This is a genomic window from Rhodococcus sp. 3258 (assembly GCF_031456475.1).
In the GTDB taxonomy this organism is placed as follows: Bacteria; Actinomycetota; Actinomycetes; order Mycobacteriales; family Mycobacteriaceae; genus Rhodococcoides; species Rhodococcoides fascians.
The window spans coordinates 255,887-273,976 of sequence record NZ_JAVDUT010000003.1; the positions used below are offsets into that span (position 1 = coordinate 255,887).

Here is an 18,090-nt window from a genome sequence, read left to right on the forward strand (position 1 = left end):
TCCCACCGGCCTGGGTCGTCGGTAGCGTCGCATCGCTGTCGATATCCAAGACAGGTCGTCCTGCCGAAGGAGTTCCCCCGTGTCACGCGAGATTCGTTTCAATGCCTTCGACATGAATTGCGTCGCGCATCAGTCCCCCGGTCTGTGGCGTCATCCGCTCGATCAGTCGTGGCGGTACAAGGAACTTGGGTACTGGACCGATCTTGCGAAGCTGTTGGAGCGCGGGCTGTTCGATGGCCTGTTCGTGGCCGACGTCCTCGGCACCTACGACGTGTACGGCGGCAATCACGACGCAGCCATCCGGCACGGCGCGCAGATTCCGGTGTCGGATCCACTCCTGCTCGTCAGCGCGCAGGCCGCCGTTACCGAGCATCTGGGCTTCGGCATCACCGCGGGAACCGGTTTCGAGCATCCGTATCCGTTCGCACGCAGACTCTCCACGCTCGATCATCTGACCAACGGCCGCAGCGGGTGGAACGTCGTCACCGGGTATCTGCCGTCGGCGGCGCAGAACATGGGACACGACGATCAGCTGAAACACGACGATCGTTACGACCACGCCGACGAATACCTCGAGGTGCTCTACAAGCTGTGGGAGGCATCGTGGGACGACGACGCGGTGGTCCGTGATCGCGAAACCGGCGTGTTCACCGACCCCACCAAGGTGCATCGAATCGGCCACCGCGGCAAGCACTTCACGGTGCCGGGTATCCATCTGGCCGAGCCGTCGCCGCAGCGGACGCCGGTGATCTTCCAGGCCGGCGCGTCACCACGCGGCGTGCGGTTCGCGGCGCAGAATGCCGAGGCGATCTTCGTCGGCGCACCCACCAAGGAGATTCTGGCGCAAACGGTTTCGAATATTCGTCGAGCCTTGCGCGATGCCGGCCGCGATCCGTACTCGGCACGGATCTACCAGTTGCTTACCATCGTCACCGACAAGACATCAGAGCTCGCCCACGCCAAGCACGACGAGTATCGGTCGTATGCCAGTGCCGAGGGTGCGTTGGTGTTCATGTCGGGTTGGATGGGAGTCGACCTGTCGCGGTATGCGCTCGACGAGCCGCTCGGCAATGTCGAGAGCAATGCGATTCAGTCGTTCGTCGCGTCGTTCCAGTCGATCGGGGCCGACGGCAAGGAATGGACGGTCCGCGATATCGCCGAGTGGGGCGGAATCGGCGGTGCCGGTCCGCGCATCGTCGGCTCCCCCGGCGAAGTCGCAGACCAATTGCAGGAGTGGGTGGACGAGACCGACGTCGACGGATTCAACCTTGCGTACGCCATCACCCCGGGAACGTTCGAGGATGTCGTTCGGTTCGTCGTTCCAGAATTGCAGCGGCGGGGTGTCTATCGCACCCAATACACACCGGGCACATTGCGTCACAAGCTCTTCGGTAAGGGTCATCGACTGCCCGAAGAACACCGGGCGCAGCAGATCGTGCGGGAGGTTCGGGAAGCCGCGAGAATTTCGTGATGGTGGGCGCAGAGGGGTTCGAACCCCCGACCGCTGGTGTGTAAAACCAGAGCTCTACCGCTGAGCTATACGCCCGTGTGCCGGTGGCCTAGGGACATCCCCGGACCACCGGAACGCTTGGAGAAATTTATCGTGTCTGCTGTCTAACTACAATTCCGCAGGTCAACTCACCTGTGCGAGTGCCTCAGCCCACGATGAACTGTCTCGGGCTTCCCCGGGACCGTTCATTTCGGCGAATCTGATGATTCCGGACTTGTCGACCACGAAGGTTCCACGATTGGCGAATCCTGCGCTGTCGTTGAACACGCCGTACGCCTGAGCCACTTCACCGTGTGGCCAGAAGTCGGACAGCAGCGGAAAGGTGTAACCCTGCTCTGCTGCCCAAATCTTGTGGGTCGGAGGCGGACCTACCGAGATCGCCAGGATCGCGGTGTCGTCGTTCTCGAATGTCGGTAGCTCGTCGCGCACTCGGCACAGCTCGCCCTGGCACGTTCCGGTGAAGGCCAGTGGATAGAACACGAGCAGAACGTTCTTCACGTCCCGGTACGACGACAACGTGACCAATTGGTTGTTCTGGTCTTTGAGGGTGAAGTCGGGCGCAACAGCGCCAACCTCGATCGGCATCTAGAACCGTCTTCCTGTGTCGTGCATGGGCCTACCGCTTGCTGGCAGGGGTCTTGGGCTGAACCAATCGACTTCCGATCCAGTCACCGAGATTGGCCGCAGAGGTCTGCGTCAATCCGGCTGTCGGAGCGGACTCGGCAATCTCGCTGGGCTCCACATGACCGGACATGCCGGTCTTTGGGCTGAGGACCCACACGATTCCATCGTCCGAGAGCGGACCGATGGCATCCATGAGTGCATCGACCAGGTCACCGTCTCCGTCGCGCCACCACAGCAGTACGACATCGATCACCTCGTCGGAATCCTCGTCGAGGGTCTCGCCACCGATCGCATCTTCTACGTCGGCGCGCAGATCATCGTCGGTGTCCTCGTCCCAGCCCAGCTCTTGAACGACCATGTCGCGAGTGATGCCAAGTTTCTGAGCGTAGTTCTGAGCGTCCGCCGCGGCGACCACGGTGGTGACCTCCTTGAATTGTGGGTGCAGTAGACAAAGCGAACAGGGTCGAAGCCGTTCGCGCAAGCTGACCGCGCCGAAATTGCGTACATAAATTTCTACTGGTGGGTATCGGACCTCTGTACTACCAGAACCGACGAGATGCGGCAGGATTGGGGAGGAATCACGAGAACGAGGAATGTAGATCGCCGTCACAGGGGCGAGCTACCGGACCGGGCGCCACACCGAGCGTCCGCCACATTGAGGAGTGCACACGTTGTCCGAAGTGAACAGCGGCGAACGGCAGAACACATCGTCTGCAGGCAAGAAGGGCTCGGACGGCCGGGTCCGCGTCATCCGTGAGGGTGTCGCGTCGTACCTGCCCGATATCGACAACGACGAGACCAACGAATGGATCGAGTCGTTCGACGGCTTGCTGGAGAGGTCCGGCCCCAACCGCGCTCGCTACCTGATGCTCAGGTTGCTCGAGCGCGCCGGTGAGCGCCGCGTTGCGCTCCCGTCGCTGACATCGACGGACTACGTCAATACGATTCCCACGGAGAACGAGCCGTGGTTCCCCGGCGACGAGTCGATGGAACGCCGCTACCGAGCCTGGATCCGCTGGAACGCCGCGATCATGGTGCACCGCGCACAGCGTCCGGGCGTCGGCGTCGGTGGCCACATCTCGACCTACGCGTCGTCGGCTGCGCTGTACGAGGTCGGCTTCAACCACTTCTTCCGCGGCAAGGATCACCCGGGCGGCGGCGACCACATCTTCATTCAGGGCCACGCCTCCCCCGGCATCTACGCCCGCGCCTTCCTCGAAGGCCGCATTCCGGCCGAGCGCATGGACGGCTTCCGTCAGGAAGCGAGCCATGTGAACGAGGGCGGCGGACTGCCGTCCTACCCGCACCCGCGTTTGATGCAGGACTTCTGGGAGTTCCCGACGGTGTCGATGGGCCTCGGCCCGATGAACGCCATCTACCAGGCGCGCTTCAACCACTACTTGAACGACCGCGGCATCAAGGACACCTCCGATCAGCACGTATGGGCGTACCTCGGCGACGGCGAGATGGACGAGCCGGAATCGCGTGGACTCGCACATGTGGCTGCGACCGAAGGCCTCGACAACCTCACGTTCGTCGTCAACTGCAACCTGCAGCGTCTCGACGGCCCGGTGCGCGGTAACGGCAAGATCATCCAGGAACTGGAGTCGTTCTTCCGCGGTGCCGGCTGGAACGTCATCAAGGTCGTCTGGGGCCGCGAGTGGGACTCGCTGCTGCACAAGGACCGCGACGGCGCACTGGTGAACCTCATGAACACCACGCCCGACGGCGACTTTCAGACCTACAAGGCCAACGACGGCAGCTACGTCCGCGATCACTTCTTCGGCCGCGACCCGCGAACGAAGGAGCTCGTCAAGGATCTCTCGGACGACGAGATCTGGAACCTCAAGCGCGGCGGCCACGACTACCGCAAGGTGCACGCTGCCTACGCGGCTGCGATGTCGCACAAGGGCCAGCCGACGGTCATCCTGGCGCACACCATCAAGGGCTACACCCTGGGCAAGCACTTCGAGGGCCGTAATGCCACGCACCAGATGAAGAAGCTGACGCTCGACGATCTCAAGACGTTCCGCGATCTCCAGCACATCCCGATCTCGGACGAGGAGCTCGAGAAGGATCCGTACATGCCGCCGTACTACCACCCCGGTGCGGACGCTCCCGAGATCCAGTACATGCTCGATCGTCGCAGCAAGCTCGGCGGATTCGTCCCCGAGCGCCGCGTCGACGTCAAGCCACTGCCGCAGCCCGGCGACGATACCTACAAGACGCTCCGCAAGGGCTCGGGCAAGCAGGAAGTCGCCACCACCATGGCACTCGTGCGCGTCATGAAGGAGCTGTTGCGAGACAAGGAGATCGGCCACCGAATCGTGCCGATCATTCCCGACGAGGCCCGCACGTTCGGTATGGACTCGTGGTTCCCGTCGCTGAAGATCTACAACCGCAACGGCCAGCTGTACACCTCGGTCGACTCGGAACTGATGCTCGCCTACAAGGAGAGCTCGGTCGGTCAGATCCTGCACGAGGGCATCAACGAGGCAGGCTCCACGTCGTCGTTCACCGCGGTCGGTACCTCGTACGCGACGCACGGCGAGGTCATGATCCCGCTGTACATCTTCTACTCGATGTTCGGCTTCCAGCGCACCGGCGACGGTCTCTGGGCTGCAGCAGACCAGATGGCCCGCGGGTTCGTGCTCGGTGCCACGGCAGGACGCACCACGCTGACCGGTGAGGGTCTCCAGCACGCCGACGGTCACTCGCTACTTCTGGCGTCGACCAACCCGGCAGCGGTGGCGTACGACCCGGCGTTCTCGTACGAGATCGCGCACATCGTCAAGGACGGTCTGCGACGGATGTACGGCGGCACCGAAGGTGTCGAGGGCTTCGGCGGGGAGAACATCTTCTACTACATCACCCTGTACAACGAGCCGTACGTACAGCCGGCCGAGCCCGAGAACCTCGACGTCGAGGGGCTACTCAAGGGCATCTACCGGTTCGCAGAACCGCAGGAGGGCGACGGACCCGAGGCACAGCTGCTCGCGTCCGGCGTCGGCATTGTCTCGGCCCGCAAGGCACGTGAATTGCTGTTCGAGGAGTGGGGCGTTCGTTCGGCCGTGTGGTCCGTCACCTCGTGGGGCGAACTGCGCCGCGATGGCGTCGAAGCCGAGAAGGAGTCGCTGCGTAACCCGGGTGCCGACAAGCGCGTTCCGTTCGTCACCTCGGCCCTGGCCGATGCCAACGGCCCGGTCATCGCGTCCTCCGACTGGATGCGCGCCGTGCCGGATCAGATCCGCCAGTGGGTTCCGGGCGATTACGTCACCCTCGGAACCGACGGCTTCGGCTTCTCCGACACCCGCCCGGCTGCACGACGGGTGTTCAACGTCGATGCCGAGTCCATCGTCGTCGCCACACTGTCCGCTCTCGCGGCATCGGGCGAGATCGACAAGTCCAAGGCCGTCGAGGCTGCCGAGAAGTACAAGATCGACGACGTCACCGCAGCTCCGACGTCGTACGCCGATACCGGCTCGGCGTAGGTCTCCGCCATGATCGGCCGACCCCCGTTCCACCTCGCGACGAGAGTCCAGCGCGAGGTGGGCGGGGGTCGGGCGTAGGTTCTCCTTATGTCCGATGCGAAACCCGATTCACCGGACAGTTCGTCCGCGCGTGATGTCTCCCGGCGCGACGCTTACCGTGAGGCGTTGCGTGAGTCGTTGGCTCGTGACTCCCCGGCCCGTGACTCCCCCACCCGTGATTCGCTCACGACCGACAACGAGGTCCACCTTCCGGTCAACTCGTTGGCCCCTTCGCGCCAGAAGCGCGACCCTTTGCCCGACGCCCTGTTGCGACGCGTCAAACAGTTCTCCGGCCGCCTCTCGACCGAGGCAGTGACCACGATGCAGGGGCAGTTGCCGTTCTTCGGCGATCTCGACGCCGCCCAGCGGGCCAGCGTCCAGCTGCTGATCCAGACGGCCGTCGACAACTTTCTCGAATGGCTCAAGAACCCGAACAGCGACATTCGATTTAGCCTCGACGCCTTCCAGGTGATCCCGCAAGACCTTGCCCGACGCCTCACGCTGCGTCAGACCGTCGACATGGTTCGGGTGGCGATGGAGTTCTTCGAGCAGTGGCTCCCCGCGCTCGCGCGCAACGACCAGCAGTTGGTCGCGCTGACCGAGGCCGTGCTGCGGTACGGCCGCGAGCTGGGGTTCGCCGCGGCGTCCGTGTACGCCAGTGCAGCCGAGTCACGAGGGGCGTGGGACACCCGCCTCGAAGCCCTCGTCGTCGACGCCGTCGTCCGGGGCGATACCGGATCGGACATGCTCTCCCGTGCTGCCACGTTGAACTGGGACGCCACTGCGCCCGCGACGGTATTGGTGGGGACTCCCCCGGAAGACCGCGGCGTGTCCGTGGTGGGCACCGTGCACTCCGTCGCTCAGAAGCACGGTCGAGCTGCGTTGGCGGTGGTTCAGGGGACCCGACTGGTGATGGTGGTCAGTGGCCAGCTCGACGACACCGCGGCGCATCACGCGTTCATCGACGACATGTTGCAGAACTTCTCCGACGGCCCTGTCGTCATCGGTCCCACCACCCGCACCTTGGGCGCAGCGCACTCGAGCGCGGTGGAGGCCTTTGCCGGCATGCAGGCCGTGGCGGGCTGGCGGGGCGCACCGCGGCCGGTTCACGCCGGCGAGTTGCTGCCCGAACGAGCGTTGCTGAACGACGGGGCAGCTATCTCGGCTCTCAACGATCATGTCGTCGTGCCGTTGGCCGCGGCAGGTTCGGGTTTGGCCGACACACTCGACGCGTATCTCGACTGCGGCGGTGCCGTGGAAACCTGCGCTCGGCAGCTGTTTGTTCATCCAAATACCGTCCGGTATCGGCTCAAGCGCATCGCCGAGGTGACCGGACGTGATCCCACTCACCCACGCGATGCGTACGTCCTTCGGGTCGCGGCAACGGTAGGTAGGTTGGCTCGAACGCATCACGAACCGACATATCCAGCCCCATATGTCACACAGGTCACATTTGGAGAAGTAGTTACGTAACGCCGAACCGCCTTCCGGCGATAGCGGGTCTCCACGAGGCAATTTGTAGGGTTCCTACAAATTGCTTGTCGAGAGTTCATCGAGCGCGACATCACTGATGAGGGGCTCGACAGTGTTCTCTTAAGCCTGTGATTGCGTTGCTTGCGCCCGGTCAGGGCTCCCAGACTCCCGGCATGCTGCTGCCTTGGCTCGAAATCCCGGGCGCGGCCGATCGGTTGGCGCTGTGGTCCAAGGCCTCCGGCCTGGATCTCGTGCGACTCGGCACCACCGCCACCGCTGAAGAAATCACCGACACTGCGGTGACTCAGCCACTGGTCGTGGCGTCGGCCCTACTGGCCTTCGAGGAAATCGCCTCGCGTGGACTGTTCCCCGACGACGCCATCGTGGCCGGCCACTCGGTCGGCGAGCTGGCGGCTGCTGCCATTGCCGGCGTGATCTCCTCCGACGACGCGGTATCTCTGGCGGCGGTGCGCGGTGCTGCGATGGCCAAGGCCTGCGCCCTCGAACCGACCGGCATGTCCGCCGTGCTCGGCGGCGACGAAGCTGCAGTACTGGCCCGGCTGGAAGAACTCGATCTCGCCCCGGCCAACGTCAACGCTGCCGGTCAGATCGTTGCTGCAGGTCTGCTGACCAAGTTGGCGGAACTGGCCGAGAGCGCACCCGCGAAGGCGCGGGTCCGAGCACTTCCGGTCGCGGGTGCTTTCCACACCAAGTACATGGCATCGGCAGGCGACACCGTCGCCGCGGCCGCAGCCGCCATCACTCCGTCCGAGCCGACGCACACCTTGCTGTCCAACTCGGACGGTCAGCCGGTCGCATCGGGTGCCGATGCGCTCACAAAACTTGCTGCCCAGGTCACACGCCCCGTGCGGTGGGACCTGTGCAGCGCGTACCTGCGTACCGCGCAGGTCACCGGACTTGCGGAGCTGCCCCCGGCAGGCGCACTGGTCGGTATCGCCAAGCGTGAACTGCGCGGCGTGCCCAACCTCGGCCTGAAGACACCGGCGGACATCTCCGCATTGGCCGAGCTCGGATAGCTCGGTCTCCTTCACACCGCAGTCTCGGTACTGCGGATCGACTTCCACTCCCCGAGTGGCAGAAATGCACAACCGCGTCTCGAAGCACATGACTTCGGCGTTCGACACAGAAGAGAAGGGAGCCACAACAGTGGCCAGCCAGGAAGACCTCATCGCCGGACTTGCAGAGATCATCGAGGAGGTCACGGGCATCGAACCGTCCGAGGTGACCATCGAGAAGTCCTTCGTGGACGACCTCGATATCGACTCGCTCTCCATGGTCGAGATCGCAGTGCAGACCGAGGACAAGTACGGCGTGAAGATCCCCGACGAAGACCTCGCAGGTCTGCGCACCGTCGGCGACGCCGTCAACTACATCCAGAAGCTCGAAGCGGAGAACCCCGAAGCCGCAGAAGCTATCAAGGCCAAGCTCGACGACTCCGCGAGCGAGTGACACGACCCATGACCAACCCATCCACCGCCAACGGACGCTTCCCCAGTGTCGTCGTCACCAGCCTTGCTGCGACCACGTCACTCGCGGGTGACGTCGATGCCACGTGGAAGGGTCTGCTGAACGGCGAAAGCGGAATCGGCACTCTGGAAGACGATTTCGTCACCGAGTACGACCTGCCCGTGCGGATCGGCGGACACCTCGCGGTGAACCCGCAGAGTCTGCTCTCGCGGGTCGAGATCCGTCGCCTGAGCTACGTGGAGCAGTTGTCCACGGTGCTCGGCCGTGAGGTCTGGAAGAACGCCGGCTCGCCCGACGTCGATCCCCTTCGCCTCGGCGTGTCGATCGGTACCGGACTCGGTGGCGGCGATTCTCTCATCGACGCCAACGACAAGATGAAGGCCGGCGGCTACCGCAAGGTGTCCCCGCTCGCCGTTCAGATGGTCATGCCGAACGGCCCAGCAGCGGTCGTCGGGCTCGAGCTCAAAGCACAAGCCGGCGTCATCACGCCCGTCTCCGCCTGCTCCTCGGGATCGGAAGCCATTGCGCATGCATGGCGGATGATCGTGATGGGCGACGCGGACATGGTCGTCACCGGCGGCGTCGAGGGATACATCGACGCGGTTCCGATAGCCAGCTTCTCCATGATGCGGGCGATGAGCACCAACAACGACAACCCGAAGGGTGCGTCACGTCCGTTCGACAAGGATCGTGACGGCTTCGTCTTCGGTGAAGCGGGTGCGCTCATGGTCATCGAGACCGAGGAGCACGCCAAAGCACGCGGCGCAACGATCCACGCCCGCCTGCTCGGTGCCGGAATCACCTCGGACGGGTTCCACCTTGTGGCCCCCGACCCCGAGGGCAAGGGTGCCGCGCGTGCGATGCAGCGCGCCATCGAGACCGCAGGCCTGCAGAAGTCCGACATCACCCACGTGAACGCCCACGCAACGGCAACTCCCATCGGAGACACCGCCGAAGCGCTGGCGATCAACAAGGCAGTCGGAAATCACGCAGCGGTGTACGCACCGAAATCCGCTCTGGGCCACTCGATCGGCGCTGTCGGCGCCCTCGAGTCGGTACTGACGGTGCTGGCAGTGCGAGAGGGAATCATCCCTCCCACACTGAATTTGGAGAACCAGGATCCCGAAATCGATCTCGATGTCGTCAAGGGCGAGCCCCGCGTCGGACAGATCGACTACGCGATCAACAACTCGTTCGGATTCGGTGGGCACAACGTAGCGCTCGCCTTCGGTAAGGCGTGATCCACTGAGTCGACTTCTCGACTCAGCGAATCCCGCTCTCGCAGTGCATGATCCGAGCTGGGGCCGTTCTTTCGACGGACGGTCCCGGCTCGGGCCTCGCCCCCGCCAGGGGCCCTGAAGAAGGACAACGCGATGACCATTCTGGCCCCTGTCACACGATCCGGCACCTCCACCGATCCGCGCGACCCCCTCACCCGCCTCGAAAAGCTCTTCGACGCCGGAACCACTGTCCCCCTGCATGATCGGGACAAGTCGGGAATTCTGGCCGCATCGGGCGAAATCGACGGCGTCCATACCATCGCCTACTGCTCCGACGCCACCGTCATGGGCGGTGCCATGGGAGTGGACGGTTGCAAGCACATCGTTGCCGCATTAGACACCGCCATCGAACAGCGCGCCCCGATCGTCGGCGTCTGGCATTCGGGTGGTGCTCGCCTCGCCGAGGGCGTCGAGGCTCTCCATGCCGTCGGACTCGTCTTCGAGGCCATGGTTCGAGCGTCCGGCCTCGTCCCACAGATTTCCGTCGTCCTCGGTTTCGCAGCCGGTGGTGCAGCGTACGGTCCCGCCTTGACCGACGTCGTCATCATGGCTCCCGAGGGACGCGTATTCGTCACCGGACCCGACGTCGTTCGCAGCGTCACCGGCGAACAGGTCGATATGGAGTCGCTCGGCGGCCCCGACACGCACCACAAGAAGTCCGGGGTCTGCCACATCGTCGCCGACAGCGAGATGGACGCGTTCACCCGCGCCCGCCGTCTGGTGTCGATGTTCTGCGAGCAGGGCGTGTTCGACATCGCCGCCGCAGAACACGGTGACACCGATCTACGCGCGCTGATGCCCGAATCCAATCGTCGCGCCTACGACGTGCACCCGATCATTCACGAACTGCTCGACAACGTCGAAGGCGAATCGACGTTCGAGGAGTTCCAGGGCGGCTGGGCTCGCAGCATCGTCATCGGGCTCGGCCGCATCAGTGGCCGCACCGTCGGCGTCATCGCCAACAACCCCATCCGACTCGGAGGTTGCCTGAACTCCGAAAGTGCCGAGAAGGCAGCGCGTTTCGTTCGCCTCTGCGATGCCTTCGGCATTCCGCTCATCGTGGTCGTCGACGTTCCGGGCTACCTGCCGGGCGTCAGCATGGAATGGGAAGGCGTCGTTCGCCGCGGAGCGAAGTTGCTGCACGCGTTCGCCGAGGCCACCGTCCCCCGCGTCACGCTGGTCACTCGCAAGATCTACGGCGGCGCGTACATCGCCATGAACGCCCGCGCACTTGGTGCCACCGCGGTCTACGCCTGGCCCGGCTCCGAGGTCGCCGTGATGGGCGCGAAGGCGGCCGTCGGAATCCTGCACAAGAAGGCGCTCGCCGCCGCACCCGAAGAAGAGCGTGAGGCACTGCACGACCGCCTCACCGTCGAGCACGAGAGCATCGCAGGCGGTGTCGATCGCGCAGTGGCCATCGGCGTGGTCGACGAGGTCATCGAGCCCAGCAAGACCCGAAGCACGGTTGCGCAGGCTCTCGCCGCAGCACCTGCGGCTCGCGGAAATCACAAGAACATCCCGCTCTGATCGACTCCGGCCGCTACCTACTGCGGTCCGTCAGCCCTGCCCCCTAGACCCCACCTCGGTTGGGAAACCCACCCCGGTTGGGATCAATGCGCCTTTCAGGCACTCCATGTGCAAGAAAGCCACATTGATTCACACCGGGGACGGGCGAACGAGGTCGATCGAGGTCGGTCAGCCCTGGATCCATCGGTGATCGTGGGCCAGTCGAACTACGGCCGATCGCACGTCGAGTATCTGCGCAGCCGTGAGCGTGCCGTTCGACGTCAGTAGTTGTTCGGTCAGCTCTGTGGTGAAGTCCGCCTCGGACAGGACGTCCGCGCCTGCGTCGTCGTGGCGCTGGTGACCACTGACGGGTGCGGTGTTGTGAAATGGGACGTCGGGTTTGTGACGGGTAACCAGAGCGGTCGACGTCGGCCCGTCGATGATCTGAACCTCGGTGGCCTTGAGACCCCGGTCACCGTCGACGGCAACGTATTCGACGCGTACTCCCGGTGCCAACAGTCGTTTGTCGAAGTCCAGATCGTTGACGTGGATGAACACGTCCTCGCCGCCCTCGTCCGGCGCTACGAATCCGTACCCCTTGAACTCGTCGAATCGAATCACTTTTCCGGTCGACAACATCGAACTCACCACTCCACGGTCGTTCCCACATGCCTACCCCAGGCACGAACGCGAAACTACCGCCGCGACGAATCCCCGGCAACCGCTGCTAGCCGACGTTGCGGCTGAGCCAGGTCACTTCTGCTCCTGCGCCTCCGGTGCGGAACGGCTCGAGTGCGGCATCCCAATCCGAGCCGAGCGCGTGCTCCACTGCCGCGGCGAGGTTGCCTTGGTTGTTCTCCATCAGGGCGCGCAGTCGCATCTCGCCGAGCACCACGTCCCCGTTGGCACTCGTCGATCCGCGCCAGAGACCCAATCCGGGTACGTGCGAGAACCGTTCGCCGTCGACGCCTTCGCTGGCGTCTTCGGTCACCTCGTAGCGCAGCATCTGCCAGGAGCGCAGGATGCCGGCGAGCTTCGCTCCGGTGCCTACGGGCCCGATCCAGTCCGTGGTGGCGCGCAGCTGACCGTCGGATGCCGGCTGCGCGGACCACTTCAAATTGGCACGGCAATCGAGGGCGTCGGACAACGCCCATTCGACATGCGGGCAAAGCGCAGCGGGCGACGAGTGGATGTACACAACACCCGACGTCGCATCTGCGAATTGGTTCGATCCACGCATTGCACTACCTCCAGCTTCGACGAGGGACGTCTTCCCCAACGACCTCGACATGCTCGAACTGGTTGCAGCGATTCAACGCGTGTGTGTACTAGTGTGCCCCGAGTTGCCCCTGTTGCGCCAGTGCAATCTGTGAACGGTGGTGTTTCACCCGGCCAGGACGGCGTCGGAGAGCTCGGGCCAGAGCGGTTTGGCCCAATCTCCGAAGTTCCGATCGGTCAGCACCACACACGCGATCCTCACCGACGGGTCCACCCACAGGAACGTCCCGGCCTGTCCGAAGTGGCCGAACGTAGCCCTCGAGTTGTTACTCCCAGTCCAGTGCGGGGTCTTGTCATCGCGCAGCTCGAACCCCAGACCCCAATCGCAAGGCTTGTGCGATCCGTACCCGGGCACGATTCCGTTCAGGCCGGGAAACTGCACGTCGACGGCCGAAGACAGTGTCTGCGACGCGAGGAGAGTCGGTTCCAACAGCTCCGCGGCGAACTTGGTCAGGTCTGCAACGGACGAACGGGCACCGTGACCGGCCGACCCGGGCAGCGACGTGTCGACCATCCCGAGCGGACCGCAGACGGCCTCATCCAGGTAGTCGGGAAAGGTAATTCCCGACTCTGCTTCGATGAGCTCGGCCAAGACCTCGAATCCCGCGCTCGAGTAGATCCTCTTTGTGCCGGCAGGAGCCTGCACCTTCCGCTCGCCGAACGCCAGTCCCGAGGCATGCGCCAGCAGATGCCGCACAGTCGACCCCTCCGGCCCTGCGGGCTGATCGAGCTCGACGGCACCTTCCTCGACCGCAACGAGCACCGCGTAGGCGGCGAGCAATTTGGTGACCGACGCCAGCTCGAAGACGCGCGCGGTGTCCCCCACCTCCTCCCGCACTCCGGCGTCGGTGACGACGGCAGCACTGACATGGTCGACGGGCCACGAGGCAGTGAGATCGAGGGTAGTCACGACCCCAAAGCCTAATTGTCCGTCGATGCCGGTGGATCGGTCCCCCGCCGGGCTAGTCTCGGACGACAGGAATGGGAGAAATGCGATGTCGGTTGTGTATGGATCGTGCAATCTGTGCGAGGCGATCTGTGGTCTCGAATTCACGGTGGAGAACAACGCGGTGGTCTCGATCCGCGGCGACGAGAAGGACCCACTCTCCCGGGGCCACATCTGCCCGAAGGCTCTGTCGTTGATCGACCTTCATGCCGACACCGATCGGCTCACCACACCGGTCAAGCGGGTGGGTGAGAAGTGGGAGAAGATCGGCTGGGATGAGGCGTACGACCTCGTCGTCGACGGCCTCGTCTCGACGCGGAAGAAGTACGGATCCAACGCTGTCGGGCTCTATCAGGGCAATCCCAACGTGCACTCGATGGGTGCGATGACCCACGGCATTCCGTTCACGTCGCTGCTGCGCACCCGCAATCGGTACTCGGCGACGTCCTTGGATCAGTTGCCGCACCAGCTCGTCGACCATTTGCTGTACGGCCACCAGCTCCTGCTGCCCATTCCGGATATCGATCGAACCGATTTCTTCCTCGTCCTCGGCGGCAATCCGATGGCCTCCAACGGCAGCATGATGACGGTGCCCGACTTCGCCAAAAGAGCACGCGCACTCCGTAAGCGGGGTGGCCGACTGGTAGTGGTCGATCCACGTAAGACCGAAACGGCGGATATTGCCGACACCCACTTCTTCGTTCGTCCCGGCAGCGACGCGCTGCTGTTGCTGGCGATGATTCACACGATCGTCGCCGACGGCTCCGTCCGTGTCGCCGACTACGTCGATGGTGCCCATCGACTTGCCGATCTCGTCGCCGAATTCACGCCGACGGCGGTGGCACCGATCGTCGGCATGTCGGCAGACGACATCTCCTCTCTCGCAACGGAATTCGCTGCGGCGAAGTCTGCAGTGGCGTACGGCAGGATGGGGGTGTCGACGCAGCAGTTCGGCACGGTGTGCCAGTGGGCGATCCAGGTACTCAACATCATCACGGGCAATCTCGACCGACCGGGCGGTGCGATGGTGACCGATCCGGCGATCGATCTGATCTCGCAGGGCATCGTCGGTCGTGGCCATTTCGACAAGTGGCGCAGCCGCGTTCGCGATCTCCCCGAGTTCGCCGGCGAGTATCCCTGTTCGACGCTTGTCTACGAGATCACCACCGAGGGCAAGGACCAGATTCGTGCCATGGCCGTCCTGTCCGGCAATCCGGTGCTGTCGATGCCCGGCGGTACTACCCTGAACGACGCGTTCGCGGGACTCGATTTCATGGTGTCGTTCGACTTCTACATCAACGAGACCTCGCGGCACGCACACGTAATTCTGCCGCCGACGATGTCCCTCGAACGCGATCACTACGATCTGATCTTCAATTCTTTCGCGGTACACAACACTGCCAAGTACATGCCCGCAGTTCTACCCAAACAGACTGATGCCAAGCACGATTGGGAGATCTTCCGCGACTTGTCACTGCGCTACAAGAACCGCATGGCAGGCTCCACCGTCGATCGCCTGAAGGCACGATTGACGCCGAAGAGCGTCATCGGCGAGGCCCGTCTGCGCCTGTCCCCTGCTCGCACTCTCGACATCCTGCTCCGTAGCCGACGAAAAGGGTTGTCGCTGAGAAAGCTTCGAGCCAACCCACACGGCATCGATCTCGGTCCGCTGCGGCCGGGCTTTCCCCAGAAACTGAAGACCAAGGACAAGCGCGTTCAACTGATTCAGGACGTGGTGGTCGGCGAACTGCCTGCTCTGGTGGATCTGATGAACTCGAGCGTTGTCCCCAAGGACGACGAGCTCCTGCTGATCGGTCGACGGCATCTGCGCAGCAACAACTCGTGGATGCACAACACCGCTCGGCTCACCAAAGGCAAAGCGCGACATCAGCTTCTGGCCCACCCGAACGATCTCCTCCAGCGCGGGATCGAAGACGGTTCGATGGTGTCGGTCACCTCCGCGGCCGGTACCGTCGACATCGAGGTCGCGGCGTCCGAAAAGATGATGCCCGGGGTGGTGAGCATGCCGCACGGATTCGGACATCAGCGCCCCGGCGTGCAGCTCTCGGTCGCCACCACTGTCACCGGACCGAGCGTCAATGACATCACCGACCCCGCCCGAGTCGACGCGGTATCGGCGAACGCGATTCTCAACGGCGTTCCGGTGCAGGTGAGGGCCAAGTAGCGCCCCCGATGGAACCACGAGACGGCGTGATTCTGTACGATTCTGCTGGCTCGTACCTGGTACGGGATTGGGGCGGTAGCTCAGTCGGTTAGAGCCGTGGACTCATAATCCATTGGTCGCGGGTTCGAGCCCCGCCCGCCCCACCAAGACGGTTTTAAAGCAACTCGGCTGTGGTGCTTACCGGCCGACGAAATCGATAAGTGCCGACAGTGTTTCTGTCGAACTGCACTGCCCACACCTCGCTCGACAGGTGCCCTCTCCCGGCGATCACAGGAACAATTTTGGACAGATCAGTACACAATTGCTAACGTCTGGCTATGGGACGAACAGCCGACTTCGATCGAGACGCCGTAGTCGATGCAGCACTCGACCAGTTCTGGGCCCATGGATTTCACGGCACGAGCACCGACATGCTCTGTCGTGCGACTGGTTTGGGCAGAAGCAGCCTCTACAATGCGTTTCGCAGCAAAATCGGGCTGTACGAAGAATGCATGTCGACGTACCTCACGAAAGCCGACGAGTCGGCAGACGCGATCCTCTTAGGCAGTACGACTTCCGTACTTGATCGAATTGGGCTTCTGTTCGACAATCTGATCGAAGGCGAGATGGATCGGCGCTCGTCAGGTGGCCCATCAGGATGCTTCTCGGTGAATACGGCCATCGAAGCTGCGGACGATCCTGAACTTGCCGCACCACTCGAGCGGTTGACGGCCAACCTCCAGCGGCGTTTGTCAGTATTGGCGGACTACCTACATGCCGGACAAGCCACTGGCGAGGTCTCATCTACGTTTCCACCCCGCGCGCAGGCCGAAATCGTCAATGGTGCGATCGTCGGCATTCGAGTGGCTGCACGAGTGGCCTCCGGACGTGAAGCAATGCGCGCTATAGCCGACGGGGCGCTGAGAGCACTTACGCCGTAAGGACGGCGAGCATCGACAACCAGTCTCCTGCGGCCATTTTTTGTACTGATCGATACAAAAATTCCGGTTCTACACCTCACACAAAGGAGATCGTCAGAGATGCATGACGTTACGAGTTGCGAACCCCAAGCGCCGCAGACTCCCGACCGAGTTCCCCTCCCCGTCTACGTACTTGCGTTCACCATCTTGGCGTTCACGACGAGCGAATTCATGGTGTCGGGCTTGATGAACGACCTCGCACGGGATCTGCCTGCATCGATCCCCAGCGTCGGATATCTCATCGCGATCTACGCGCTGTCGATGGTAATCGTGGCCCCGCCCGCCTCGATCTTTCTCACCAGGTTTCGCCCCAAGTCCGCCCTGCTCGCCATATCGATCGTCTTCATCATCGGCGAACTGATAGCCGCTGCAGCCCCCAACTATGCCGTCATCGTCATCGGACGCATCCTTACCGGAGCCGCCGCGGGTACCGCCTACGGCGTCACTCTCTCCATCGCAGCCCAGGCCGTACCCGAGAAGATCCGGGGCCGCGCCATCGGTATCGTCATGGGAGGCAACACGATCGGCACCGTCATCGGTCTACCAGTCGCCAGCTTCCTCGGTAACGCCTTCGGGTGGAGACTGGCATTCGCATTCGTGGCAGTCCTCGCGGCGATCGCACTCGCAGCGAGCTTCGTTCTGGTACCCGCAGTGGACGCCGGCCCACGACCAAAAATTCTGACACAACTGTCGGAGTTGAAGAATGGCAGCTTGTGGCTCGCCTACGCGACAAGCGGATTGCTGATCGGCGGCGTGTTCTCCATCTTCAGCTACTTCTCCCCCATCCTCACCGAACGTGCCGGCTTCGACCAGAGCTGGGTCCCCATCATCTTGGCCGCATACGGCGTCGCATGCGTCATCGGTATCACTGTGGTCAGTCGACTTTCCGATGACTTCCCCTTGTCCGTCGCCTGCGTCGGCGCGGTGGTGATCTTCTTGTCCGGTCTGCTGTTCCTTCTCGGCGACAGCAATTCGGTAGCAGTCTTGGTTGGCGTTGCCGCCCTCGGATTCGCCGGCGTGAGTCTCAACCCGGCATTCGCAGTCCGGGTCATGAGAGTCGGCGGTACATCCTTCGTCGTCAATACTGTCCACACCTCGATCATCTGCTTCGGAATCTTCCTCGCCGCGTCCCTCGGTGGTGTCATCATCGATCTATCCGCATCCGTCCACTCGGTCTACTACCTGTCCCTGGTCTTCGCGGGTGTCGGAATCCTTGTTCTCCTACCGAAGCTGGGTAATACGCGAGCCGAGTTGAGGAGATGACCGACATCGTCGTGATCGGCTGCACGTCCAGCAGCATCCCGACCGAGG

General features: G+C 63.3%; 15 protein-coding genes and 2 tRNA genes. 11 read left to right on the forward strand and 6 right to left on the reverse strand.

Annotated features, from left to right (window positions below; translation table 11 throughout):
• Nucleotides 1-79 precede the first annotated feature (79 nt).
• Nucleotides 80-1,471 carry an LLM class flavin-dependent oxidoreductase gene (locus tag J2X62_RS12060; protein ID WP_310180813.1) on the forward strand — a complete coding sequence of 464 codons (1,392 nt, stop codon included), beginning with the start codon at nt 80-82 and terminating at the stop codon, nt 1,469-1,471.
• Here J2X62_RS12060 and J2X62_RS12065 read toward each other — a convergent pair.
• From J2X62_RS12065 to J2X62_RS12075, 3 genes are all read right to left on the reverse strand, one after another.
• Nucleotides 1,472-1,546 (reverse strand) — tRNA-Val (locus tag J2X62_RS12065).
• A gap of 87 nt (nt 1,547-1,633) precedes the next feature.
• Nucleotides 1,634-2,095, reverse strand: coding sequence for a peroxiredoxin (locus J2X62_RS12070; protein ID WP_027497443.1), 462 nt, complete (start codon nt 2,093-2,095; stop codon nt 1,634-1,636).
• 31 nt (nt 2,096-2,126) lie between these two features.
• Nucleotides 2,127-2,549, reverse strand: a complete 423-nt coding sequence (locus J2X62_RS12075; RefSeq protein ID WP_027497444.1) for a DUF3052 domain-containing protein — start codon at nt 2,547-2,549, stop codon at nt 2,127-2,129.
• A 256-nt stretch (nt 2,550-2,805) separates the two neighbouring features.
• Here J2X62_RS12075 and aceE point away from each other — a divergent pair, with 256 nt between their 5' ends.
• The 6 genes from aceE (at nt 2,806) to J2X62_RS12105 (ending at nt 11,432) form a co-directional block, all read left to right on the forward strand.
• Nucleotides 2,806-5,625: a pyruvate dehydrogenase (acetyl-transferring), homodimeric type gene (gene aceE / locus J2X62_RS12080; RefSeq protein ID WP_027497445.1), complete on the forward strand. Its 2,820-nt coding sequence runs from the start codon at nt 2,806-2,808 to the stop codon at nt 5,623-5,625.
• Between the two features lie 87 nt (nt 5,626-5,712).
• Nucleotides 5,713-7,137: a CdaR family transcriptional regulator gene (locus tag J2X62_RS12085; RefSeq protein WP_228139233.1), complete on the forward strand. Its 1,425-nt coding sequence runs from the start codon at nt 5,713-5,715 to the stop codon at nt 7,135-7,137.
• A 128-nt stretch (nt 7,138-7,265) separates the two neighbouring features.
• Nucleotides 7,266-8,174, forward strand: a complete 909-nt coding sequence (locus J2X62_RS12090) for an ACP S-malonyltransferase (RefSeq protein WP_032406742.1) — start codon at nt 7,266-7,268, stop codon at nt 8,172-8,174.
• A gap of 88 nt (nt 8,175-8,262) precedes the next feature.
• A complete protein-coding gene (gene acpM / locus J2X62_RS12095) occupies nt 8,263-8,607 on the forward strand; it encodes a meromycolate extension acyl carrier protein AcpM (protein WP_045841363.1) in 345 nt (114 codons plus the stop codon).
• Between the two features lie 8 nt (nt 8,608-8,615).
• On the forward strand, nt 8,616-9,866 hold the full coding sequence (locus J2X62_RS12100; RefSeq protein ID WP_027497449.1) for a KasA/KasB family beta-ketoacyl-ACP synthase: 1,251 nt from the start codon (nt 8,616-8,618) through the stop codon (nt 9,864-9,866).
• Between the two features lie 132 nt (nt 9,867-9,998).
• Nucleotides 9,999-11,432, forward strand: coding sequence for a carboxyl transferase domain-containing protein (locus tag J2X62_RS12105; RefSeq protein ID WP_310180828.1), 1,434 nt, complete (start codon nt 9,999-10,001; stop codon nt 11,430-11,432).
• Nucleotides 11,433-11,600: 168 nt separating this feature from the next.
• Here J2X62_RS12105 and J2X62_RS12110 read toward each other — a convergent pair whose 3' ends face one another.
• From J2X62_RS12110 to J2X62_RS12120, 3 genes are all read right to left on the reverse strand, one after another.
• Nucleotides 11,601-12,050 carry a cold-shock protein gene (locus tag J2X62_RS12110; protein ID WP_032368157.1) on the reverse strand — a complete coding sequence of 150 codons (450 nt, stop codon included), beginning with the start codon at nt 12,048-12,050 and terminating at the stop codon, nt 11,601-11,603.
• A gap of 88 nt (nt 12,051-12,138) precedes the next feature.
• The gene (locus J2X62_RS12115) at nt 12,139-12,651 is read right to left on the reverse strand and encodes a DUF3145 domain-containing protein (RefSeq protein WP_032368158.1); all 513 of its coding nucleotides are present in this window, start codon (nt 12,649-12,651) and stop codon (nt 12,139-12,141) included.
• Nucleotides 12,652-12,795: 144 nt separating this feature from the next.
• Nucleotides 12,796-13,599 carry a serine hydrolase gene (locus J2X62_RS12120; protein WP_027497453.1) on the reverse strand — a complete coding sequence of 268 codons (804 nt, stop codon included), beginning with the start codon at nt 13,597-13,599 and terminating at the stop codon, nt 12,796-12,798.
• An 85-nt stretch (nt 13,600-13,684) separates the two neighbouring features.
• Here J2X62_RS12120 and J2X62_RS12125 point away from each other — a divergent pair, with 85 nt between their 5' ends.
• From J2X62_RS12125 to J2X62_RS12140, 4 genes are all read left to right on the forward strand, one after another.
• Nucleotides 13,685-15,820: a molybdopterin-dependent oxidoreductase gene (locus J2X62_RS12125; RefSeq protein WP_310180833.1), complete on the forward strand. Its 2,136-nt coding sequence runs from the start codon at nt 13,685-13,687 to the stop codon at nt 15,818-15,820.
• Between the two features lie 69 nt (nt 15,821-15,889).
• Nucleotides 15,890-15,966: transfer RNA gene (locus J2X62_RS12130), tRNA-Ile, on the forward strand.
• Between the two features lie 171 nt (nt 15,967-16,137).
• Complete coding sequence (locus J2X62_RS12135; RefSeq protein ID WP_032389207.1) at nt 16,138-16,740, forward strand: TetR/AcrR family transcriptional regulator; 603 nt, start codon at nt 16,138-16,140, stop codon at nt 16,738-16,740.
• Between the two features lie 99 nt (nt 16,741-16,839).
• Entirely contained in the window at nt 16,840-18,042 is a 1,203-nt protein-coding gene (locus J2X62_RS12140) for an MFS transporter (protein ID WP_310180836.1), read from the forward strand.
• The last annotated feature ends 48 nt before the right edge of the window (nt 18,043-18,090 follow it).